Source organism: Pseudomonas grandcourensis (genome assembly GCF_039909015.1).
In the GTDB taxonomy this organism is placed as follows: Bacteria; Pseudomonadota; Gammaproteobacteria; order Pseudomonadales; family Pseudomonadaceae; genus Aquipseudomonas; species Aquipseudomonas grandcourensis.
The window spans coordinates 2143816-2165103 of record NZ_CP150919.1 but is presented as its reverse complement, the minus strand read 5'-3'; the positions used below and the strand labels follow the sequence as shown (position 1 = coordinate 2165103).

General features: G+C 61.8%; 20 protein-coding genes and 1 pseudogene. 9 read left to right on the top strand and 12 right to left on the bottom strand.

Features of this window, described 5'->3' with window-relative positions; translation table 11 throughout:
* Nucleotides 1–165: 165 nt before the first annotated feature.
* Complete coding sequence (locus tag AABM52_RS09720) at nt 166–837, top strand: histidine phosphatase family protein (protein ID WP_347911543.1); 672 nt, start codon at nt 166–168, stop codon at nt 835–837.
* A 137-nt stretch (nt 838–974) separates the two neighbouring features.
* Here the strand turns inward: AABM52_RS09720 and mnmH are convergent, their stop codons facing one another.
* From mnmH to AABM52_RS09695, 5 genes are all read right to left on the bottom strand, one after another.
* On the bottom strand, nt 975–2078 hold the full coding sequence (mnmH, locus tag AABM52_RS09715; RefSeq protein WP_347911541.1) for a tRNA 2-selenouridine(34) synthase MnmH: 1104 nt from the start codon (nt 2076–2078) through the stop codon (nt 975–977).
* Entirely contained in the window at nt 2078–3112 is a 1035-nt protein-coding gene (selD, locus tag AABM52_RS09710; RefSeq protein ID WP_347911540.1) for a selenide, water dikinase SelD, read from the bottom strand. Before selD ends, mnmH begins: the two co-directional genes overlap by 1 nt.
* A gap of 97 nt (nt 3113–3209) precedes the next feature.
* The gene (locus AABM52_RS09705; RefSeq protein WP_347911539.1) at nt 3210–4166 is read right to left on the bottom strand and encodes a zinc-binding alcohol dehydrogenase family protein; all 957 of its coding nucleotides are present in this window, start codon (nt 4164–4166) and stop codon (nt 3210–3212) included.
* A 27-nt stretch (nt 4167–4193) separates the two neighbouring features.
* Nucleotides 4194–4367 (bottom strand): DUF1427 family protein, encoded by a 174-nt coding sequence (locus AABM52_RS09700; protein ID WP_223463438.1) that lies wholly within the window; start codon nt 4365–4367, stop codon nt 4194–4196.
* Between the two features lie 105 nt (nt 4368–4472).
* Entirely contained in the window at nt 4473–5252 is a 780-nt protein-coding gene (locus AABM52_RS09695) for a helix-turn-helix transcriptional regulator (protein WP_347911538.1), read from the bottom strand.
* A gap of 147 nt (nt 5253–5399) precedes the next feature.
* Between AABM52_RS09695 and AABM52_RS09690 the strand changes: the two genes are divergently transcribed.
* Both AABM52_RS09690 and AABM52_RS09685 read left to right on the top strand, forming a co-directional pair.
* Complete coding sequence (locus AABM52_RS09690) at nt 5400–5627, top strand: DUF6555 family protein (protein ID WP_056722497.1); 228 nt, start codon at nt 5400–5402, stop codon at nt 5625–5627.
* Between the two features lie 33 nt (nt 5628–5660).
* Nucleotides 5661–5939 carry a hypothetical protein gene (locus AABM52_RS09685; RefSeq protein WP_347911536.1) on the top strand — a complete coding sequence of 93 codons (279 nt, stop codon included), beginning with the start codon at nt 5661–5663 and terminating at the stop codon, nt 5937–5939.
* A 23-nt stretch (nt 5940–5962) separates the two neighbouring features.
* Here AABM52_RS09685 and AABM52_RS09680 read toward each other — a convergent pair whose 3' ends face one another.
* The 3 genes from AABM52_RS09680 to AABM52_RS09670 all read right to left on the bottom strand — a co-directional run bounded on the left by AABM52_RS09680 (nt 5963) and on the right by AABM52_RS09670 (nt 9428).
* Nucleotides 5963–6127 carry a metallothionein gene (locus tag AABM52_RS09680; protein ID WP_103395323.1) on the bottom strand — a complete coding sequence of 55 codons (165 nt, stop codon included), beginning with the start codon at nt 6125–6127 and terminating at the stop codon, nt 5963–5965.
* A 102-nt stretch (nt 6128–6229) separates the two neighbouring features.
* A complete protein-coding gene (locus tag AABM52_RS09675; RefSeq protein WP_347911535.1) occupies nt 6230–7912 on the bottom strand; it encodes a methyl-accepting chemotaxis protein in 1683 nt (560 codons plus the stop codon).
* A gap of 199 nt (nt 7913–8111) precedes the next feature.
* Nucleotides 8112–9428: a Na+/H+ antiporter NhaC family protein gene (locus AABM52_RS09670; protein ID WP_347911534.1), complete on the bottom strand. Its 1317-nt coding sequence runs from the start codon at nt 9426–9428 to the stop codon at nt 8112–8114.
* Between the two features lie 382 nt (nt 9429–9810).
* On the opposite strand from AABM52_RS09670, the gene AABM52_RS09665 reads away from it, so the two are divergent.
* The gene (locus AABM52_RS09665; protein ID WP_347911533.1) at nt 9811–11958 is read left to right on the top strand and encodes a methyl-accepting chemotaxis protein; all 2148 of its coding nucleotides are present in this window, start codon (nt 9811–9813) and stop codon (nt 11956–11958) included.
* 227 nt (nt 11959–12185) lie between these two features.
* Nucleotides 12186–13862 carry an MFS transporter gene (locus tag AABM52_RS09660; protein ID WP_347911532.1) on the top strand — a complete coding sequence of 559 codons (1677 nt, stop codon included), beginning with the start codon at nt 12186–12188 and terminating at the stop codon, nt 13860–13862.
* A 166-nt stretch (nt 13863–14028) separates the two neighbouring features.
* On the opposite strand, the gene AABM52_RS09655 is transcribed toward AABM52_RS09660, so the two are convergent.
* The 3 genes from AABM52_RS09655 to AABM52_RS09645 are packed head-to-tail and all read right to left on the bottom strand — an operon-like array spanning nt 14029 to nt 16334.
* A complete protein-coding gene (locus tag AABM52_RS09655; protein ID WP_347911531.1) occupies nt 14029–15345 on the bottom strand; it encodes a sensor histidine kinase in 1317 nt (438 codons plus the stop codon).
* On the bottom strand, nt 15342–16010 hold the full coding sequence (locus AABM52_RS09650; protein WP_056722511.1) for a response regulator transcription factor: 669 nt from the start codon (nt 16008–16010) through the stop codon (nt 15342–15344). The genes AABM52_RS09655 and AABM52_RS09650 overlap by 4 nt, the downstream gene beginning before the upstream one ends.
* A gap of 3 nt (nt 16011–16013) precedes the next feature.
* The gene (locus tag AABM52_RS09645) at nt 16014–16334 is read right to left on the bottom strand and encodes a PepSY domain-containing protein (RefSeq protein ID WP_347911530.1); all 321 of its coding nucleotides are present in this window, start codon (nt 16332–16334) and stop codon (nt 16014–16016) included.
* 223 nt (nt 16335–16557) lie between these two features.
* Here AABM52_RS09645 and AABM52_RS09640 point away from each other — a divergent pair, with 223 nt between their 5' ends.
* From AABM52_RS09640 to codA, 4 genes and pseudogenes are all read left to right on the top strand, one after another.
* The gene (locus AABM52_RS09640) at nt 16558–17637 is read left to right on the top strand and encodes a patatin-like phospholipase family protein (protein ID WP_347911529.1); all 1080 of its coding nucleotides are present in this window, start codon (nt 16558–16560) and stop codon (nt 17635–17637) included.
* A gap of 75 nt (nt 17638–17712) precedes the next feature.
* Nucleotides 17713–18069 (top strand): 6-carboxytetrahydropterin synthase QueD, encoded by a 357-nt coding sequence (gene queD / locus AABM52_RS09635; RefSeq protein WP_008049817.1) that lies wholly within the window; start codon nt 17713–17715, stop codon nt 18067–18069.
* A 212-nt stretch (nt 18070–18281) separates the two neighbouring features.
* A pseudogene (locus AABM52_RS09630) lies at nt 18282–18491 on the top strand (alpha/beta hydrolase); the annotation flags it as partial.
* A 290-nt stretch (nt 18492–18781) separates the two neighbouring features.
* Nucleotides 18782–20026 carry a cytosine deaminase gene (codA, locus tag AABM52_RS09625; RefSeq protein ID WP_347911527.1) on the top strand — a complete coding sequence of 415 codons (1245 nt, stop codon included), beginning with the start codon at nt 18782–18784 and terminating at the stop codon, nt 20024–20026.
* 111 nt (nt 20027–20137) lie between these two features.
* Here the strand turns inward: codA and AABM52_RS09620 are convergent, their stop codons facing one another.
* Nucleotides 20138–21130, bottom strand: a complete 993-nt coding sequence (locus AABM52_RS09620; protein WP_347911525.1) for a diaminopimelate epimerase — start codon at nt 21128–21130, stop codon at nt 20138–20140.
* Nucleotides 21131–21288: the final 158 nt, after the last annotated feature.

Below are 21288 nucleotides of genomic sequence, written 5' to 3'. Positions count from 1 at the left end.
GCCGCGCACTTGGCCGGAATCGAACCAAACGGGATCAGGGGACTCTGAGCACCATCCCTTTGATAACGGACCGGCTTCAATGACATGGAAAACACCCGACGCAGGACAATCGTGGTGTAAAGGTTTGTCAGCCTTAACCGAATTGCGCTGAAGATCCTTTTATTCATGAACCTGTTCAATTTTGCCAAACGCTTCAAACATCGCGCTTACTTTTTGTTGCCCGCCTTGTTGGTGGTCAGCGCGGTGTTTCTGGCGCTGGAGTCCGGCTTGAGCCGCGCCCAGCCGATGGATGGCACCCAGACGCTGGTCTTCCTGCGCCACGGGGAAAAACCCGCCGGCGGCCTGGGCCAGCTCAATTGCCAGGGACTCAACCGCGCCATCGACCTGGCCACGCTGCTGCCGGAAAAGTTCGGCAAGGCCAACTATGTGTTTGCGGCGAACCCGACGCGTAACGTCGAGGAAGGCGAATTCGACAATTCCTACAGTTACATCCGCCCCCTGATGACCATCAGCCCCAGCGCCATCAAGCTGGGCCTGCCGGTGAACATCAACTTTTCCGCCAATGACACCAGTGACCTGGCCGATGAGCTGCTCCACGACAAGTACCACAACTCGATCATCTACACGGCCTGGTCCCACGGCTACCTGCCGGAGCTGATCAACACGGTGGCCGGCGAAGCCACCGGCAAGGATGCGAAGATCATCGACGACTGGGAGTCCAGCGACTACGACTCGCTGTATGTACTGACCCTGACCTGGCACAACGGCAAGGCCAGTTTGCAGAGCCATGTGTACAAGCAAGGCCTGGATAATGGTGCTGAAACCTGCCCGACTTGATACCTGCAATGCCTGATCCGGCCCCATCGCGAGCAAGCTCGCTCCCACACTGGATCTGCGTCGAACACAAAACCTGTGCTCAATGAAGCTCTACTGTGGGAGCGAGCTTGCTCGCGATGGGGCCAGTAAAACCGACATCACTTTCGTTGACTCACCCGCTCGCGCAGATACTCAAGAACCGCCCCCCGCTCCCCGGCAAACTCGATCCGCGCGTCTTTCTTCTCCCGCTGAAACGCATACATCGGATCGTAATACTCGCACAGCAGCCCTTCGATCCAGCCCCGGTGCAGATCCACCGCGCCACTGCGGGCCTGCTCGGCCAACGCATCCTCCATCAAGACCAGCATGCGCCGATGACGTTCGCCACCCAGGCGCTTCTGCACATTGTTCAGGCTTTCCAGCAAGCGTTCGGAAAACAGCGCAAAGCCCTCCTCGCCATGCACGTCGATGAATTCGGCGCACAGATCCACCACGTAATCGCGCAGGATCCGCTCGACCCGACCTTCCAGGCTGTCTTCCAGCCACACCATCGGGAACTGCTGCATGCCCTGGTACAGCGGCAACGGCAACGCACAACTGCCTACCGCACGGCTTTCGTCTTCCAGTACGAACTGCTCGATGCCCCGGGCGCGTTTTTTCAGCACGTCCACGGCCAAGCGGTTTTCGAAGTCGATATTCGAGGGTTGGCCCGTGGCGCGCTTGCCGAAACTGGAGCCGCGGTGGTTGGCATGACCTTCAAGGTCCACAGCATTGCCCAGTTGCGTGAGCACCTCGGTCTTGCCGGTGCCGGTCATCCCGCCCAGCAGGACGAAATCGCACTGGGTCACGGCTTGATCGAGGGTGTCCAGCAGGAAGGTACGCATGGCCTTGTAGCCGCCACCCACCCGTGGATAGTCGATGCCGGCCTCGTCCTTGAGCCATTGCTGGACGATCTGCGAGCGCAGGCCGCCGCGAAAGCAATACAACAGGCCATCCGGATGCGCCCGGGCAAAATCGGCCCAGGCCTGGATGCGTTCGGCCTTGACCGCGCCCGACACCAGTTGATGCCCCAGCACGATGGCCGCTTGCTGGCCGTGCTGCTTGTAGCAGGTGCCGACCCGCTGGCGTTCATGATCATTCATCAACGGCAGGTTGATCACGCCGGGAAACGCGCCCTTGTTGAATTCGACCGGCGCGCGGGCATCCATCATTGGCCGGTCGTTGAGGAAGATGTCGCGGTAATCGGTGCAGTCGACGTACATCAAAACACCTCGACCGCGTTGCTCTGTCGCTCGACCAGTTCACCGATCGGTTCCAGGCTCAGGCCCAGTTCGGCGGCCACCGAGAGGAATTGCTCGTTTCCTTCAGGCGTCACGGCAATCAGCAGGCCGCCGCTGGTTTGCGGGTCGCAGAGCACACGTTTGTGCAGCTCCTGAAGGCGTCCGAGCTTGCTGGCGTAGCTGTCGAAATTGCGCAGCGTCCCGCCCGGTACGCAGCCCTGTTCCAGGTAATATTCCACCCCCGGCAGGCGCGGTACGCGGTCGTATTCAATGCGCGCCGTGAGCTGGCTGCCATCGGCCATTTCCACCAGGTGCCCAAGCAGGCCGAAACCGGTGACGTCGGTCATCGCGGTCACGCCGTCGAGCTTGCCGAAGCGGCTGCCGGGTTTGTTCAGGGTGCACATCCAGTCCCGGGCCAGGCCGATGTCGGCGTTGCGCAATTTGCCCTTTTTCTCGGCCGTCGTAAGGATGCCGATACCCAGGGGCTTGGTGAGATAAAGCAGGCAACCGGCGGTGGCGGTGTCGTTGCGCTTCATGTGGCGCTTTTCCACCAGGCCGGTGACAGCCAGGCCAAAGATCGGTTCTGGCGCGTCGATGGAGTGCCCGCCTGCCAGCGGGATGCCCGCCTCGTCACACACCGAACGACCGCCGCGTATCACTTCCCGGGCAACTTCCGGTGCCAGCACATTCACCGGCCAGCCCAGAATCGCAATCGCCATCAACGGATCGCCGCCCATCGCATAGATGTCGCTGATGGCATTGGTGGCGGCAATACGGCCGAAATCGAAGGGATCGTCGACGATCGGCATGAAAAAGTCGGTGGTCGAGACCACGCCGCGTTCCTCATCGATGGCATACACCGCCGCGTCATCGCGCGAGGCATTGCCGACCCAAAGCTTCGGGTCGAGGTTCTGCGCCCCGCTGCCGGCCAGGATCACTTCCAGCACCTGGGGGGAGATCTTGCAACCGCAACCGGCGCCGTGGCTGTATTGGGTCAGGCGAATCGGCTCGCTCATGGGGTTACCTCTTGGAGTCTAGGTAACTAATCCTACAGCAATCGAGCCCTTTTCTTTGCAGGAGATGCAGTGGTGAGCCGTGCCCCTGTGGGAGCGGTTATGGCAGCAGAATCACCTTGTCACCGCTGCCCTGATTCACTTCGGCATAGCGCTCCAGCCCTTCAGCCAATGGTGATTCGAACAGTCCCTGCGGCAACGGCAACAAATCCTGATCGAAGAACCGGCCGAACTGCTCAAGCATCGCCGCACACGCCTGCACCCCGTACAGCAGCGAGTTGATTCCCACCACCGAGCCACCCTTGCGATACAACGCCAGGGCCGGCAACTGCACGTGACCCTCCACGGGCGCCGCGATGATCGCGATGCGGCCGAACGTGGCCAGGGCGGGTACCGAGGCCGGCAGCCAGAAACCGGTGGTGTCGAAAATCACGTCGGCGCCGCCGGCATACACCGCATTGACCTGCGCGCCCAAGTCTTCGGGTTTATCCAGTAGCAGGGTCTGATAACCCTGGTCCTGCAAGTCCTTGACCTGTTCCGGACGCCGCGCGGCCGCCAGCACCCGGGCACCGCGCACCTTGGCCAAGGCCAGCGCGGCACTGCCGACCGCCCCGCCACCGATGACCAGCAATCGGGTTTCGGCCGTCACCAGGCTGCGTTCCAGCGCATCCCACGCCGTGGTGTAGGGCACACCGAGGCTGGCGGCCTGGGCGAAGCTCAAATGCGTGGGTTTGAGCGCCACGCCGTTGGCCGGCAGTTTGACGAACTGCGCGTGGGAACCGTCGGCGAAAAAGCCCAGTTCCTTGCCTGTGCCCCAGACTTCCTGACCGATCAGCGCCTGCGGGCCAGCCACAACAACGCCGGCAAAGTCTCGACCGGGAATCCGCGGCAAGGTGGTGTAGGGGAAACGCCCCAGCACGTTCTTCACATCGCTGGGGTTGAGGCCGGCGGCCTTGATCTCGACCAGCACTTCATCGGCGCCGGGCACGGGCGTAGGCACCTCGACGTAGCGCAGGGCCGAGAGATCACCGGTTTTATCGAATTGCAGAGCTTTCATGGGCGTATCCATCGAGTCGAAAAGGGTTCAGGAAATCCAGCCAGCCACCAACTCTCGCCCCATCGGCCAGAGCTTTTCGCCGGCGAGCATGCCGAGCAGGCCCACAAGCGCGATGGCCGGGGGTGCGGGGGAACGAAAGTCCAGGGCGCCGTAGAGCAGACCGACGCCCAGACCGATGGCCACTGACACGAGGTAGTTCATGGCAGACTCCGGGGCAATTGAGGTATGCGCCGAGTCTAGAGGGCGACGCCTTTGAGCATCGGCCAAGTGCTTCTGAATTTCGGCCAAAGCATGGCCACGGCGAATTCAGTCCTGGCGTTGCGCCGCAGGAAACTGTGAAGGGGCAACGCCCAGTTCACGACGAAACATATCGCTGAAGCTGCTCGGCGAATAGCCCAGCTCCCGGGCAATCACGCTGACCGGTACACCCTGGATCAGCTCGGCCACCGCCGTCGCCAGTTGCACCTGACGCCGCCACTCGGCGAAGCCCATGCCCAAACCATCCTTGAACAGCCGCGCCAGGGTGCGCACGCTGGCTCCGGCGTTATCGGCATGTTGTTCGAAAGGAATGTCCAGTGAAGGCGCGGCCATGACCGCCTGACACAGGTTCATCAGCCGTCGGTCGGAATCGTCCGGCAGCGGGATTTTCAGCAACGAGCGCCTGGCCCGCTTGAGCTCCAGCAGCGCCAGGCCCACCAGTGCGTCGTAATACTCGGGCGCCCCGTCGTTGCCCTGCTCCACCAGACCGACGATCAGCTCACGCAGCAAGCCGCCGACCTCGATCACCTGAACGCTGTCATCCAGGGTCGCCGCCAGGGACGGGCGCAAATAGATGTTGCGCATTTGCAGGTCGGACACCACACGAATTCCATGAGGTACGCCGGGTGGCAACCACACCGCCCGCTGCGGCGGCACCACCAGTGCTTCGTGCGGCGTCTCGACCCACATCACCCCGCTCATCGCATACAGCAACTGGCCCCAGACGTGCTCATGGGGCTCGATGTACAACCCGCGCGGATAGGTGCGAGCCAGCGGTTGCACAGGCACATCGGTGTCACTCAGGTCAGGCGGTGCGGCGAGGGCCATGGTCAATGTTCATTGGGGGTTCGGGAAGGTTCCATGGTAACGGGGCGCCGAACTTGTCGCCAGCAACCGCCGCCGTCCGACAATCCGAAGGAATTTTCCTGATGGCGTGCGATCCTTCTATGTACAACAGGGAGGAACCGGGGCTTTATGAACAGTGCAAAATTATTCGTCATCGAGTACACCCTCCATGGCGCTGCGAAGTCATTCATCATCCGCCTGGAAAAAATGGATAACGCAGAAGCCTGGCATTGGGCGAGCTGTGACGCGGGGGTGGGGCGAATCCCCCGGTTCGGACGCGAGAAGGTGCAAAAGACCAGCAAGCCGATGGCTGAAAAATTCGGCGTGGAAAACGTCAAGTGGCGGCCGGCGAACTAATATCCGGTAACCATCAAGTTCGGGGGAAGGGATATGAGCGCAACACCCGTCTACAGCCCTGCGCAGCTGGACTACGGTCTGGACGCGCCGACCGACCGCATCACCAAAAGCGTCGAGTGCCTGATCGGCCTGGAACAGGTCGAAAATGACCCATTCTGCTTCGCCATTCGCGTCGCGGCGCCACTGCCGGAGGATCTTGAGCAAGCGAAGACCTTGGTGGTGCGGGTCGAAGGGCGGCGCTTGCAAGGCACCGTCCGCCACAGCGAACGCCTGGAGGATGACAGCCTGAGACTGGAAGTGGAGCCGGACTAGGCTCCACTTTTCATTCGCGATTGTCAGCCATGAGCGCACTTGCAACCTTTATGGGTGCATTCCTCGCCGTGTTCATGGTGCTTGGCGCAGGCTTCACAGCAGTAGTGTTTGCCGTGACGGGCAATCGGATGTTCACCGAGTTTGCAGGAACATTTCGGGCAATCGCAGATACTTTCGCGGTCAATCATGGGGCTGACTCCTCTAGCAAGGTCGTCCAGTGCTCGAATGCACAGAACAAGTGTAGTGGCTGTCGCTCCTGCCAGTCTCAAACCCCACAGGTTGCAAATCAGTCAGATCCGGAACTGCCCGACCAGACTGCCCAGGCGCTGACCGAGGTCGGCCAGGCTGCGTGAAGTCTGCGCGCCGAGTTGGGTTTCATCCGCCACGCTGTCCACCGCCACGGCAATCTGGTGCACGCTGCGGTTGATCTCTTCGGCCACGGCGGTCTGTTCTTCGGCGGCACTGGCGATCTGTGCGTTCATCGAATTGATGGTCGCGATCAGCTGCGCCATGGTGTCCAGCGAAGCCCCCGCCTCGTTGGCCTGGGCCGAGGTGCCGTCGCCGGCTTCGCTGGAACGACGCATCGCCTCCACCGCCGACCGGGTGCCGGCCTGCAAGCGGTCGATCATGCCCTGGATTTCCTGGGTGCTGATTTGCGTGCGGCTGGCCAGTGCGCGCACTTCATCGGCCACCACCGCAAAGCCGCGCCCGGCCTCACCGGCGCGGGCCGCTTCGATGGCCGCGTTGAGCGCCAGCAGGTTGGTCTGCTCGGCAATCGAGCGAATAACCCCGAGCACGCTGACAATCGACGACACGTCTTTTTGCAGGCTGTCCAGAGACACGCCGCTGCTGCGGATGTCGTCCACCAGGGCATGGATCTTCTCGATGCTGCCGGCCACCACGCGCTTGGCCGCCTGCCCTTCTTCGTCGGTCTGCTGGGCTGCCACCGCAGCGTTTTGCGCGCTCTTGGCCACTTCCTGGGCGGCGGCCGACATTTCGTTGATCGCCGTGGCCACCTGATCGGTTTCGTGACGTTGGCGTTCCATGGCCTGGTCCGAACGGTTGGCCTGGTCGGACACCTGATTCACCAGTCCGGTCAGTTGCGAGGTCATTTCGGTGATCTGCCGTACCAGGCCATGGATCTTGTCGACGAAACGGTTGAACGAGCCGGCCAGTTCACCGAGTTCGTCCTGGCTGGTGATGGTCAAGCGGCGGGTCAGATCGCCTTCGCCCGCCGCGATGTCGTCGAGGTTGGCTTTCATCAAATGCAGCGGACGCAGAATGGTGTTGGCCAGCAACATCCCGGCAGCGGCGATCACCAGCAGCACCACCACCGCCACGCCGACGATGCTCAGCACCATGCCTTGCATGCGCTCCTGGACCTTGGCTTCGACCACGGCCACTTGCGCTTCGATGCCGTCGAGGTTGACCGAGGTGCCGACCGCCATGTCCCACTTCGGCAGGTATTCGGTGTAGCCGAGCTTGGGCACCAGCACTTGGGTGTTGCCGGGCAATGGCGAGCTGTATTGCAGGTAGTGCGTACCGTCCTTGGCGACTTTCACCAGGTCGCGGTTGACGTAGACACCGTTCGGGTCGCGGTTGTCCTTGAAGCTCTGGCCCACGCCGTCGGGGCTGTTGGCCTTGAACAGGCGCACGGTGTTGGAGTCGTAGCCGAAGAAGTAGCCGTCCTTGCCATAGGTGATGCTCGACAGCAGCTTGATCACCTGGGCCCGCGCCGCCTCATCGCCGGGGGCGGCCGCGTCGTAGAGCGGCTTGATCGTGGTCATGGCCACGGCCACATAGCTTTGCAGGGTCGCCTTGGCATCGCTGAGCAGGCGCTCGCGGGTCTGCTCTACTTCCTTGCGCGCCTGATCCTGAAGAATGAACAGCGTGGTCAGGCTGATGACCAGCGCAAACAGCAACACCGGGAGGACGGCAAGGGACAGGACTTTGGCCTTGAGGCTCATGCGCATGACGTTCACTCTTTTGATTTTGTTGGCGTGGGTAAAAGCTTTAACGGCACGCCAAATCAAAAGTTGAACTCGATTAGAGGGACCATTGAAGATCCCTTGTAGGAGCGAGCCTGCTCGCGATAGCGGTGGCACAGTCAACATTTACTTGGCTGACCGACCGAAATCGCGAGCAGGCTCGCTCCTACAGGGGTTCCGGGTGTTACAAGACCATCGCCGCCACCCAGCCAAACGCCAGCAGCGGCAGGTTGTAGTGCAAGAAGGTCGGGACCACGGTGTCCCAGATGTGATGATGCTGACCATCGATGTTCAGGCCGGAGGTCGGCCCCAGGGTCGAATCCGAAGCCGGCGAACCGGCGTCGCCCAGGGCACCGGCGGTGCCGACGATGCACACGATCGCCAACGGGCTGAAGCCCAGTTGCACGCACAGCGGCACGAAGATCGCCGCCAGGATCGGCACGGTGGAGAACGACGAGCCGATGCCCATGGTCACCAGCAATCCCACCAGCAACATCAGCAAGGCGCCAACGCCTTTGCTGTGATCGATGTACGCCGCCGACGACTCGACCAGCGTCTGCACCTCACCGGTGGCCTTCATCACCTCGGCAAACCCGGAGGCGGCGATCATGATGAAGCCGATCATCGCCATCATCTTCATGCCTTCGGTGAACAGGTCGTCGGTGTCGCGCCATTTGACGATGCCCGACACCGAGAAGATCAGGAAGCCGACCAGTGCACCGATGATCATCGAATCGAGCAACAACTGAATGATGAAGGCCGCTGCGATGGCCACGCCGGCCACCATCAGGCTCAGCGGGTTGTATTGCACCGCCACTTGCTCGACCTGTTCGATCTTCGCCAGGTCATAGACACGCTTCTTGCGGTAGCTGACAAACGCGATCAGCAGGCCCGCCACCATGCCCAGGGCCGGGATGCCCATGGCGTGGGTCACGTTGATGCCGCTGATGTCCACGCCGCTGCGGGCGACGTTGGCCAGCAGGATCTCATTGAGGAAGATGTTGCCGAAGCCCACCGGCAGGAACATGTAGGGCGTGATCAGGCCGAAGGTCATGACGCAGGCGATCAGACGACGGTCCAGTTGCAGCCTGGTCAGCACATAAAGAAGAGGCGGCACCAGCAACGGAATGAACGCGATATGTATCGGCAAGATGTTCTGCGAAGCGATTGCCACGACCCAGAGCAGACCGATCAGCAGCCATTTGACCTGGCCACCGCCGCTGGCGTGCTGGCGGTCGACCATGGCCAGGGCCTTGTCGGCCAGCGCATGGGCCATGCCGGACTTGGCAATGGCCACGGCGAAAGCACCGAGCAAGGCGTAGGACAACGCCACCGTCGCCCCGCCGCCGAGGCCGCTGTTGAAAGCCTTGAGCGTTGCCTCGATGCCCAGGCCACCGGTCAATCCACCGACCAGCGCACCGACGATCAGGGCGATCACCACATGCACGCGGGACAGGCTGAGGATCAGCATGATGCCGACCGCGGCAATTACTGCATTCATTGTCATACCTCTGGGCAAGCGAAAAGAGTCCGGCCGGCAGTCTGCGAGAGCCGCCAGCGGATAATAGGAATGGGTTTTATTAGAGGGCGCGCACTTTGCCGCAGAGCGGGCGCGGTGTCAAAGCACTTGGGCAATGGCGATATGTATATGCATGTGATGACCTGTGGCGAGGGGGCTTGCCCCCGTTGGGGCGCGAAGCGGCCCCCTACATTGTCCGGTCATACCGAGTTGTCTGGATCGCGACTGCTACGCAGCCGAACGGGGGCAAGCCCCCTCGCCACAAAAACAGTTACAAACCTTATTCGAAGCGCTGCATAAAGAAAGCCGGATCGCGGCCGCTACAGTGCAAAGTCTCAGATATTTATCGAATAAGGACGTCTCCATGTCGCTCAGACAACCTTCCATTCAATGGAAAATCACCCTGCTGGCCGGGCTGTGCCTGGCGGGCATCGTGACCCTGCTGGTGGGTCTTTCGCTGTACCGCATGGAGCACAGCTCCGAGCTGGTGAAAGCCTCGAGCATGGAGATGCTGACCGAAGCGGCCCAGGCGCGGATCGAGTCCCAGGGGGAAAACCAGGCGCTGGGGATTCGCCAGCAGTTCATGGATGCCTATCAGTACGGCCACGGCTTCTCGCGGCAGGTGCTGTTCCTGCGTGACCAGGCCGAGAAGCGCTTTCTCGATGCGTTCGACCTGCGCGAAGACCTGACCCGCCAGGTCAAGTCGGCCCTGCAAGCCAACCCGGAGCTGCTCGGTCTGTCCCTGGTGTTCGAACCCAATGGGCTGGACGGCAAGGACGAACTGTTCGCCGGTCAAGCGGAGCTTGGCAGCAACGACAAGGGCCGTTTCGCCCTCTACTGGTCGCAGCCGACGCCGGGCAAGGTAACGTCCATGGCGCTGCCGGAAAAGGACATGGCCGACACCAGCACCGGCCCCAGCGGCGAAGCGGCCAACGCCTGGTTCACCTGCCCGCGCACCACCCTCAAGCCGTGCGTGATCGAACCCTACTTCTATGAGATCGACGGTCAGAACGTGCTGATGACCAGCATCGTTTTCCCGCTGATGGTCAATGGCAAGGTCATCGCCTCGCTGTCGGTGGACATCAACCTCAACAGCCTGCAAGCGGTCAGCCTGGGCGCGAGCAAGAAGCTCTATGACGGCCAGACCAGCGTCAGCATCATCAGCCCGGCCGGCCTGCTCGCCGGCTACAGCCCGGACGCCGGCAAACTCAGCCAGCGCCTGGACGCCGTGGACAAGGCCAGCGGCGCCGAACTGCTGCGCATGCTCGCCGCCAGCAGCAAAACCGCCAGCCTGCACAGCCAGCAGCAACTGAAGGTGCTGGCGCCGTTCCAGCCGATTCCCGGCGGTAAATCCTGGGGCGTGCTGCTCGACGTGCCGGAGAAAGTCCTGGTCGGCCCCGCCGAAGCCCTGAAAAAGCAACTCGATGACAGCAACACCGCCGGTACGCTGGTCGAACTCGGCCTGGGCGTGCTTGCCGCGCTGCTCGGCCTGATACTGGTGTGGCTGATGGCCCGCAGCGTCACCCGACCGATCCTCGGCGTGGCGCACATGCTCGAAGACATCGCCAGCGGCGAAGGTGACCTGACCCGCCGCCTGGCTTACGACAAGCAGGATGAGTTGGGCCAGTTGGCCGGCTGGTTCAACCGTTTCCTCGACAAACTGCAACCGATCATTGCCGAAGTGAAACGCTCGGTGCAGGACGCCCGCAGCACGGCGGACCAGTCGTCCGCCATCGCCGCCCAGACCAGCGCCGGCATGGAGCAGCAGTACCGCCAGGTGGACCAGGTCGCGACCGCCTCCCACGAAATGAGCGCCACCGCCCAGGATGTTGCCCGCAGCGCCGCGCAAGCGGCCCATGCCGCCCGCGATGCCGATCAGGCGACCCGTCAGGGGTTGACCGTGATCGACCGCACCACCACCAGCATCGACAACCTCGCCGCCGACATGAGCGCGGCCATGGTCCAGGTCGAAGGCCTGGCCGCCAACAGCGAGAAGATCGGTACGGTACTGGAAGTGATCCGTGCGATTGCCGAGCAGACCAACCTGCTGGCCCTCAACGCCGCGATCGAAGCGGCCCGTGCCGGTGAGGCCGGACGCGGGTTTGCCGTGGTGGCCGATGAAGTGCGCAACCTAGCGCGGCGCACCCAGGAATCCGTCGAAGAAACCCGTCTGGTGATCGAGCAACTGCAAAACGGCACCCAGGAGGTGGTGGGTTCGATGAACAACAGCCATCGTCAGGCCCAGGGCAGTGTCGAACAGGTTGGCCAGGCAGTAACGGCGTTGCGCCAGATCGGCGACGCGGTGACCGTGATCAACGACATGAACATGCAGATCGCCAGTGCCGCCGAAGAGCAAAGCGCGGTGGCCGAGGAGATCAACAACAACGTGGCAACCATCCGCGACGTGACCGAGTCGCTGTCGGGCCAGGCCAATGAATCGGCGCGGGTCAGCCAGTCGCTCAACAGTCTGGCGAACCAGCAGCAGAGCCTGATGGACCAGTTCCGCGTCTGAACCCGGCAAACATCCCCTCTGTAGGAGCGAGCCTGCTCGCTCCTACAATGAAATGATGGCAAGTGGATATCTGCCGCAAGCCGATTATGCTTCATGGAACCTTGCAGCATTTTCTGGCGTCAACCTGAATGCAAGCCACGTAATCCGATGACTTCAGCCCAGGGCCTGGGTACGGTAAGTGATGGTGGGAACTCCGGCCTACAACAAGAGCACGACGGAGAATACTCATGGCAGCAATCGACAATACAGCCACGGGCAGCACGCCCAACCGCGGGATCACCCGGGAGGAGCGCAAGGTCATTTTCGCCTCGTCCCTGGGCACCGTGTTCGAATGGTATGACTTCTACCTTTACGGCTCCCTCGCGGCGATCATCGCCAAGCACTTCTTCGCCGGTGTCAACGAAACGACTTCCTTCATCTTCGCCCTGCTCGCCTTTGCCGCCGGCTTTGCCGTGCGCCCCTTCGGCGCCATCGTATTCGGTCGGTTGGGCGACATGATCGGGCGCAAACACACGTTCCTCATCACCATCGTGATCATGGGTATTTCCACGGCCGTGGTGGGCTTGCTGCCCGGCTATGCGACCATCGGCGTCGCCGCGCCGATCATCCTGATCAGCCTGCGCCTGTTGCAAGGCCTGGCGCTGGGGGGTGAGTACGGCGGCGCAGCGACCTACGTGGCCGAACATGCACCCAAGGGCAAGCGCGGCTTCTTCACCTCGTGGATCCAGACCACAGCCACCCTCGGCCTGTTTCTCTCACTGCTGGTGATCCTCGCCTGCCGTACCGTTCTGGGCACCGAAGCCTTCGAGGCCTGGGGCTGGCGGATTCCGTTCCTGCTGTCGATCCTGCTGCTGATCGTCTCGGTGTACATCCGACTGCAGCTCAGCGAGTCGCCGGTTTTCATGAAAATGAAGGCCGAAGGCAAATCTTCCAAGGCACCGTTGACCGAATCCTTCGCCCGCTGGGAGAACCTCAAGATCGTGATCATGGCCCTGTTCGGCGGTACCGCAGGTCAAGCGGTGGTCTGGTACACCGGGCAATTCTATGCGCTGTTCTTCCTGCTGCAGACGCTGAAGATCGACCCGCAGACCGCCAACCTGTTGATTGCCGGCTCCCTGCTGATCGGCACGCCATTCTTCGTGATTTTCGGCAGCCTGTCCGACCGCATCGGGCGCAAGGGCATCATCATGGCCGGCTGCATCCTCGCGGCCCTGACTTACTTCCCGATCTTCCATGCACTGACCCAGTACGGTAACCCTGACGTGTTCATTGCTCAGGAGAAGAATCCGGTCACGGTCGTCGCCAATCCCGCCGCTTGCTCATTCCAGTTCGACCCGGTGGGCAAAGCCAAATTCACCAGCTCCTGTGACCTGGCCAAGACCGTGCTGGCCAAAAAGGCCATCCCCTACAAGAACGTAAGCGCCGAGCCGGGCGCCGTTGCGCAGGTGCGCATTGGCGATAAAGTGATCGAGAGCTTCGAGGGCACCGGCATGCCGGCCGCCGACTTCAAGGCCAGGAACGACGCCTTTACCACCACCCTCGCCACCGCCCTCAAGGACGCCGGATATCCCGAGAAGGCCGACCCGGCCAAGACCAACTACCCGATGGTGTTGCTGCTGCTGACGATCCTGGTGATCTACGTGACCATGGTCTACGGGCCAATTGCCGCCTGGCTGGTGGAACTGTTCCCGGCGCGAATCCGCTACACCTCGATGTCTCTGCCCTATCACATCGGCAATGGCTGGTTCGGTGGCTTCCTGCCGACGGTGGCATTTGCCATGGTGGCGGCCACGGGGGATATCTACTACGGGCTGTGGTATCCGATTGTCATCGCGGTGATGACGGCGGTGCTGGGTATTTTCTTCATGCCGGAAACCAAGGATCGGGAGATTCATCACACCTGAATCTGACACCTCACCCTGTGGAATAGGGTGTACTCACAATCAGCGACCATGAAAAACCACTGTGGGAGCGAGCTTGCTCGCGATAGCGTCAGCACATTCAACATCAATGTGTCAGACAGATTGCCATCGCGAGCAAGCTCGCTCCCACAGGGTTCCTGGTGTGACTTCAAGTATGTTTGGGTAATTCGATGACGACCTTCAACCCGCCCCACTCGCTTTCCAGCAACGACAGTTTGCCGTCCCAGGTTTCGACGATGTCGCGCACGATGCCCAGGCCCAGGCCATGCCCATCAGTCTGTTCATCCAGTCGAGTGCCGCGGCTGAACACTTGTTCGCGGCGGTCCTCGGGAATGCCCGGGCCGTCATCTTCCACGCTGAGCTCAAAGCCCTCTGCAGTCTCGACCACACTCAGGCGAACCTCGTCATCCGCCCATTTGCAGGCGTTATCCAGCAGGTTGCCCAACAGCTCCAGCAGGTCTTCGCGATCCCAGGGCAATTGCAGGCCGGTGGGTGCGCGGTAGCTCAGCGCCAGGTGTTCGCCATGGATCATGTTCAGGGTGGCCAGCAATCCGGGGAGTTCGGCATCGCAATCAAACAGCGCGCCCGGCAATGCATCGCCGGACAACCGCGCACGATTGAGTTCCCGATTGAGCCGCTGCTGGACTTGCTCCAGTTGCTCCTTCAGGACCTTGCGCAGTTGCGGGTGCGCGTCGAGTTGCTCGCTTGAAGCCAGGCTCAACAGCACCGCCAGCGGGGTTTTCAAGGCGTGGCCGAGGTTGCCCAGGGCATTGCGTGAGCGCTTGAGGCTGTCCTCGGTGTGGGCCAGCAAATGGTTGATCTGCGCCACCAGTGGCTCCAGCTCCACCGGCACCTGATCATCGAGTTGCGAGCGCTGCCCCTGTTGCAACTGCGCAATCTGCTCGCGGGCCTGCTCCAGCGGACGCAAGGCCCGGCGCACGGTAATCCGTTGCAGCAGCAGAATCAGCAGCAGCGCTGTCAAACCGAGGCCGAACCCGAGCTGTTGCATGCGCCGGAAACTTTCGCGAATCGGCGTGTAATCCTCGGCGACGCTGATGGAGATCGGCACCCCCGAACGTCGATAGTCCGTACGCAGTACCAATAATTGTTGCCCTTCCGGCCCCAGTTGCAGGTTGCCATGCAGGCCGGGGTGATCGAGCACCGGCAGTTCCTGATCCCAAAGGGAACGGGAGCGCCAATGGCCATCGGTGAAATCGATGCGGAAATAATGCCCGGAGAACGGCCGCTGATAGGCCGGTGACAGGCGTCGCTCATCCAGTTGCAAGCCTTGCGGCCCGCGCACCAGCGCCGCCAGCAGGTTCTCGCTGTCATTGCGCAACCCGGCTTCGAGGTAGCGCTGCAACCCCATTTCGAACAGCCACAGGCTGGTTTGCGCCAGCACCAGGCCAACGACCACCATCACGCTGATCAGGCCCAGGCTCAAGCGGCGCTGGATCGATCTCACCGGGCTTGCCCGCCGAACAGGTAACCCTGGCCGCGACGGGTTTCAATCACACTTTTGCCGAGCTTGCGGCGCAAGTGGTTGACGTGGACTTCCAGCACATTGGAATCGCGCTCGGTTTCACCATCGTAGAGGTGTTCGGCAAGGTGACCTTTGGAGAGGATCTGCTCGGGGTGCAGCATGAAATAACGCAACAGGCGAAACTCCGCGGCGGTCAGCTGAATGTCGGCACCGTCGCGCACGACACACTGGCGGCCTTCGTCCAGATGCAGCCCGGCAGCCTTGAGCGTTGGCTGGTTGACCTGGCCATGGGAGCGGCGCAGCAACGCCTGGATGCGCAAAAACAGCTCTTCGGGATGGAATGGCTTGGTCAGGTAATCGTCGGCGCCGGCCTTGAGGCCTTCGATGCGCTCGGCCCAGGAATCCCGGGCCGTCAGGATCAGCACCGGCGTGGCCAGCCCCGCCGCGCGCCATTGGGCCAGCACCTCTAGCCCCGGCACGCCGGGCAGACCGAGGTCGAGGATGATCAGGTCGTAAGGCTCGGTGCTGCCCTGATGCACCGCGTCGCGACCGTCGGCCAGCCAGTCCACCGCATAACCCTGGCGATTGAGGCCGGCCAGCAGTTCGTCGGCCAGGGGCACATGGTCTTCCACCAGGAGCAAACGCATGGATCAGTCTTCCTTGTCTTTCAATATTCGGCCGTCAGTCGCATCGATGTGCAGCTCACGGACCACGCCTTCGGGGGTCAGCAATTCGACATCATAAAGGTAGATGTTGTGTTTCTCTTCGAGTTCGGCTTCCAGCAGTTTTGCGCCGGGGTAGCGATCCATCGCTTGCTGCAGCAGTTGCTCCAGCGGCAAGATCACGCCCTGTTGACGCAGGCGCAGGGCTTCATCCTGATCCAGGTCGCGGGCCATCACTGCCGAGCAAAATGCCAGAAGTAGCAGCGCCATCCGGCTTGCGACACATCGATTGAGTAGAAACACCTTCATTACGAATCCTGATGATCCTTGAGTCACTGCCCGCTGACCGGGTCTAATTCCAGAGCCCAGTGCCAGTGGTGTGAGCTTCTCGAAAGCCACAATGGTACCAGCGATGCGCTATCCCAGCGTTGCGTCGGGGTCCAGGCGAGCCACCTTAACCCGCTGAACTTAATTGAAACTGAATTGCCATCATTGCTGACACCGCAGCTCCTACACACACATCGAGACCGGTATGACCGCCATCCACATCAAGTTCCCCTCCCTGACCCTCAAGGCCGGTCCACGCGCCTTTGCGCGCATCCGGGACAACGGCTTGAACGCCGCCGACGTCGGCACCTTGCCTGGCGCGGCCGGCGGTCCGAAGGCGTTGGGGATTCAGGGTCTGGACCTGGCGCTGTTCGGCGAGTGGCTGCCGGCGGCACCACGGGAACGCTCGCTGATTGGCGCATCGGTGGGTTCCTGGCGCTTCGCCAGTGCCTGCCTGCCGGACGCCGCCGAGGGCATCCGGCGTCTCGGGCAGCTGTACACCGAGCAACACTTTGCCAAGGGCGTGACCATGGCGCAGATCAGCCAGAGCTCACAGCGCATGCTCAATGACCTGCTCGACGGTCGCGATGCCTCGATCCTCAGTAACAACGATTACCGCTTGAACATCATGGTGGTCAAAAGCCACGGCCTGCTGGCCGACGATCATCGCGGCCGCCTGGGGCTGGGCCTGTCATCGGTCATCGCCGACAACCTGCGCGGCCGGGCGCGGCTGGCACGGCACTTCGAACGCCTGATCATCCACGACCCGCGCCTGGCTCCGCCGGTCGATGCCTTGAATGACTTCCCGTCGCGCTTCGTCGCCCTCAATGCCGGCAACTTGCGCCAGGCCCTGCTGGCTTCGGGCTCGATCCCAATGGTGATGGAAGGCGTGCGCGACCTGCCGGGCGCCGGCGCCGGGACCTTCCGCGACGGCGGCCTGCTGGATTACCACCTGGACCTGCCCTACAGCGGCAACGACATCGTGCTTTACCCGCACTTCACCGACCGGGTGATTCCCGGCTGGTTCGACAAGACCCTGCCGTGGCGCCGCGCCTGCCCGGCTCGCTTGCAGAACGTGCTGTTGCTGGCGCCGTCGAAGGAATACCTGGCGCGCCTACCCTACGGCAAACTGCCGGACCGTAACGACTTCAAGCGCTTCATGGGCGATGCCCCAAGCCGACAGAAATACTGGCGCACGACCATGGACGAAAGCCGCCGCCTGGGGGACGAATTCCTCGAACTGGCCGCCAACGGTCGCCTCGGCGAGCGCTTGCTGACCCTTTAGTCAGGACAAACTGGTAAACTCGCCGCCTGCCCGAATCGCTGCGGCGAACGCCACCTGAACAGAGCTGAAAACACTGTGGAAATTTTCAAGGAATTTACTTTCGAATCCGCCCACCGCCTGCCCCACGTACCGGACGGCCACAAGTGCGGGCGCCTGCACGGTCACTCGTTCAAAGTGGCAATCCACCTGAGCGGCGACCTCGACCCGCACACCGGCTGGATCCGCGACTTCTCGGAAATCAAGGCGATCTTCAAGCCGCTGTACGAGCGCCTGGACCACAACTACCTGAACGACATTCCCGGCCTGGAAAACCCGACCAGCGAAGTGCTGGCCAAGTTTATCTGGCAGGAAATGAAGCCATTGCTGCCGGAGCTGAGCGCAATCCGTATCCACGAGACCTGCACCAGCGGTTGCATCTATCGCGGCGAATAAGCCTGCAGACAAATGCAAAACCCCTGTGGGAGCGAGCTTGCTCGCGATAGCGGTAGTTCAGGCACTTTGATGTCAGATGTGCCGCCGCCATCGCGAGCAAGCTCGCTCCCACAAGGGAATGCGTTTCGTCAGTCGATCAAGTAAGCCACCTTCAAAGGTGGTTTTTTTATGCCTATGCTTTTTGCCTCTTCCCCCGCCAAGAGGACAAGCCCATGACTGACTGGCCGCTGGATCAGGTCTTCGACTTCAACGGACATCAGGTGCGCGGCGACGATGTCTCCCTCGGTGTGCAAAACCAGTTGTTGGCGCAGTTGTTGGAACATTGGCGCCTGGACTGCCCCGACGTGGTGGCCCATGACTTTGGCGGTGCGACCGCCCTGCGTGCGCATCTGCTCAACGGCAAGGATTACCGCAGCCTGACGACAACCCTTGGCTCTCACACGGCTGAAAGGACGTTCCACTAATTAGGGTCGTTGGGCATCGATTCTCATCGAGGCGCGGGGCCACAACCCCAACTCAGACGCCGGATAGATAAAAGCAAGCCAAACACGACATCAAAAACAGTATTGCAGAAAAGGGGGTAACCATAGATGTGGGAGCGAGCCTGCTCGCGAAGACGACGTCACATCCGACATCGAGTTGGCTGACACACCGCCTTCGCCGAGCTAACGTAAGGGTATCGCCTATACGATTCGCCAAAAGGATCTGCCCGATGCACATCATCAACGCCCGTCTGCGCAACCAGGAAGGCCTGCATGAGTTGAACCTGGAAAACGGCCTAATCAGCAGCATCGGTCGCCAGATCGAAGCCCCGACCCTGGGCCCTGACGATCTGGACGCCGGTGGCAATCTGGTGGTGCCGCCCTTTGTCGAGCCGCATATCCACCTCGACGCGACCCTGACCGCCGGCGAGCCGCGCTGGAACATGAGCGGCACGCTGTTTGAAGGCATCGAGTGCTGGGGCGAACGCAAGGCGACCATCACCCAGGAAGACACCAAGGCCCGGGCCAAAAAAACCATCCAGACCCTCGCCGCCCACGGCATCCAGCATGTACGCACCCACGTCGACGTCACCGACCCGCAACTGACCGCGCTCAAGGCCATGCTCGAAGTGCGCGAGGAAAGCCGGCACCTGGTCGACCTGCAAATCGTCGCGTTCCCCCAGGAAGGCATCGAGTCCTACCGCAATGGTCGCGAACTGATGGAAGAAGCGATCCGCATGGGCGCCGACGTGGTGGGCGGCATTCCGCATTTCGAATACACCCGCGATCAGGGCGTCAGCTCGGTGAAGTTCCTCATGGACCTGGCCGAGCGCAGCGGTTGCCTGGTGGATGTGCATTGCGACGAAACCGACGACCCGCATTCACGCTTTCTCGAAGTGCTCGCCGAAGAGGCCCGCAGCCGCGACATGGGTTCGCGGGTCACGGCCAGCCACACCACGGCCATGGGCTCCTACGACAACGCCTACTGCGCCAAGCTGTTTCGATTGCTCGGGCATTCGGGGATCAGCTTTGTCTCCTGCCCCACCGAAAGCATCCACCTGCAAGGTCGCTTCGACAGTTTCCCGAAACGCCGGGGCGTGACCCGGGTCAACGAGTTGCTGGAGGCGGGCATGAACGTGTGCTTCGGCCAGGACTCCATCGTCGATCCGTGGTATCCGCTGGGCAACGGCAACATTCTGCGGGTGCTCGAAGCCGGCCTGCACATCTGCCACATGCTCGGTTATCGCAACCTGCAAAGTGCGCTGGACCTGGTGACGGACAACAGCGCCAAAGCCATGAACCTCGGCGACCGCTACGGCCTGGAGCGCGGGCGGCCAGCGAACCTGCTGATTCTGTCGGCGGACAGTGATTACGAGGTGATCCGCAGCCAGGGGTTGCCGCTGTACTCGGTGCGCGATGGCAAGGTGTTGATGAAGCGGACGATGCCGGTGGTGGAGTTCAGTGGGCTGAGCTGAAATTTGCGTTTACCGGATTGGCCCCATCACGAGCAGGCTCGCTCCTACAGTGGTTATATGTCGTTCACAAAACCTGTAGGAGCGAGCCTGCTCGCGATGGCGATATCAACCTCAATCAATCATTCGAGCCGTACCAAACAGGCTGACCCGACTCAATTCCCCCAACTCCTCTTCCAGCAAGATCGGCGCCGTACCACCCGGCATCGTCACCTTGACCTCCCCGGCGCTGACCCAACCTGCCCGCCAGGCCGCACAAGCCACCGCGCTGGCACTGGTCCCCGATGACGCCGTCGGCCCCTCGCCCCGCTCGAATACCCGCGCGGCAATGTGCCCTTCGGACAAACGCATTGCCCATTGCAGATTGATCCCCGCCGGACAAGGTTTGCCGGTGCCGACCGGCATGGCGTAGGCGATTCGCGTCAGCCCCTCACCCAGCGCCGGCTCGCGCATTTGCTCGTTGCTCGGCAGGTCCAGGGCACTTTCCACCAGCGTCACGCAATGGGGATTGCCGACCCGCGCGAACTGACTGCGCGACCATGCGCTATTGAGTACTGACAACTGTTCAACGTGGCTGAGTTCACGACCGTTGAGCACCGCTGCTTCAACCCCGTGAGCACTGACCGCCGACGGCCCGAATCCCGGCTGGCCCAGATCGAGCCAGAAACCCTTCACGCCCTCGACCTCTGCTGCTTTCACTGAAGTCTGCCCCGGCGAAGGCGTATCAGCCTTGTCGTGGTGAACCCTGAGCAGACAGGTTTCGTTCTGCGGCAACAGCCCTTGATCGCTGAGGGCCTGGGAAAAAATCGTCAGCCCGTTGCCACTGCGCTCAGCCAGGGTACCGTCAGTGTTGACGATCAACAGATCAAAGGGTGGCGACGACTGAAACGGCCCGACCAGCAAACCATCGCTGCGATGATCCTTGCTGCCGGACGGCTGAGTGCCTGGGGCCCAGTTGCAGCAAGCCTCGATCGCCGCTATCGCCCAGGCTTCGAGGGTTTGCGCTGCCTGACCGGCCTGATCGGGCAGGTTAATACCCTGGCGGCGCAGTTCTTCGGGCGCTACCACGATGTAAATGTTGCCCCGTGCATCGTACCGCTGCGCCATGGCGTCCTCCGTGCGTCATTGGAATGGCTCAACATATCGCGAAAAACAGCGGCGCTGTGCAAGGATGTCGCCCTGTTTGACCGTAAAACTTTCCGGGCACTGATCGAACCCTCACCGGCCGATCACTGTCCGTTGAGGACGCGACGCTTTTTGCCAAG

What these genes read in the sequence shown, in the direction of transcription:
- AABM52_RS09720 (WP_347911543.1), top strand. Translation starts at nt 166, where the DNA reads ATGAACCTGTTCAATTTTGCCAAACGCTTCAAACATCGCGCTTACTTT.
- mnmH (WP_347911541.1), bottom strand. Translation starts at nt 2,078, where the DNA reads ATGTACGTCGACTGCACCGATTACCGCGACATCTTCCTCAACGACCGG.
- selD (WP_347911540.1), bottom strand. Translation starts at nt 3,112, where the DNA reads ATGAGCGAGCCGATTCGCCTGACCCAATACAGCCACGGCGCCGGTTGC.
- AABM52_RS09705 (WP_347911539.1), bottom strand. Translation starts at nt 4,166, where the DNA reads ATGAAAGCTCTGCAATTCGATAAAACCGGTGATCTCTCGGCCCTGCGC.
- AABM52_RS09700 (WP_223463438.1), bottom strand. Translation starts at nt 4,367, where the DNA reads ATGAACTACCTCGTGTCAGTGGCCATCGGTCTGGGCGTCGGTCTGCTC.
- AABM52_RS09695 (WP_347911538.1), bottom strand. Translation starts at nt 5,252, where the DNA reads ATGGCCCTCGCCGCACCGCCTGACCTGAGTGACACCGATGTGCCTGTG.
- AABM52_RS09690 (WP_056722497.1), top strand. Translation starts at nt 5,400, where the DNA reads ATGAACAGTGCAAAATTATTCGTCATCGAGTACACCCTCCATGGCGCT.
- AABM52_RS09685 (WP_347911536.1), top strand. Translation starts at nt 5,661, where the DNA reads ATGAGCGCAACACCCGTCTACAGCCCTGCGCAGCTGGACTACGGTCTG.
- AABM52_RS09680 (WP_103395323.1), bottom strand. Translation starts at nt 6,127, where the DNA reads ATGATTGACCGCGAAAGTATCTGCGATTGCCCGAAATGTTCCTGCAAA.
- AABM52_RS09675 (WP_347911535.1), bottom strand. Translation starts at nt 7,912, where the DNA reads ATGCGCATGAGCCTCAAGGCCAAAGTCCTGTCCCTTGCCGTCCTCCCG.
- AABM52_RS09670 (WP_347911534.1), bottom strand. Translation starts at nt 9,428, where the DNA reads ATGAATGCAGTAATTGCCGCGGTCGGCATCATGCTGATCCTCAGCCTG.
- AABM52_RS09665 (WP_347911533.1), top strand. Translation starts at nt 9,811, where the DNA reads ATGTCGCTCAGACAACCTTCCATTCAATGGAAAATCACCCTGCTGGCC.
- AABM52_RS09660 (WP_347911532.1), top strand. Translation starts at nt 12,186, where the DNA reads ATGGCAGCAATCGACAATACAGCCACGGGCAGCACGCCCAACCGCGGG.
- AABM52_RS09650 (WP_056722511.1), bottom strand. Translation starts at nt 16,010, where the DNA reads ATGCGTTTGCTCCTGGTGGAAGACCATGTGCCCCTGGCCGACGAACTG.
- AABM52_RS09645 (WP_347911530.1), bottom strand. Translation starts at nt 16,334, where the DNA reads ATGAAGGTGTTTCTACTCAATCGATGTGTCGCAAGCCGGATGGCGCTG.
- AABM52_RS09640 (WP_347911529.1), top strand. Translation starts at nt 16,558, where the DNA reads ATGACCGCCATCCACATCAAGTTCCCCTCCCTGACCCTCAAGGCCGGT.
- codA (WP_347911527.1), top strand. Translation starts at nt 18,782, where the DNA reads ATGCACATCATCAACGCCCGTCTGCGCAACCAGGAAGGCCTGCATGAG.
- AABM52_RS09620 (WP_347911525.1), bottom strand. Translation starts at nt 21,130, where the DNA reads ATGGCGCAGCGGTACGATGCACGGGGCAACATTTACATCGTGGTAGCG.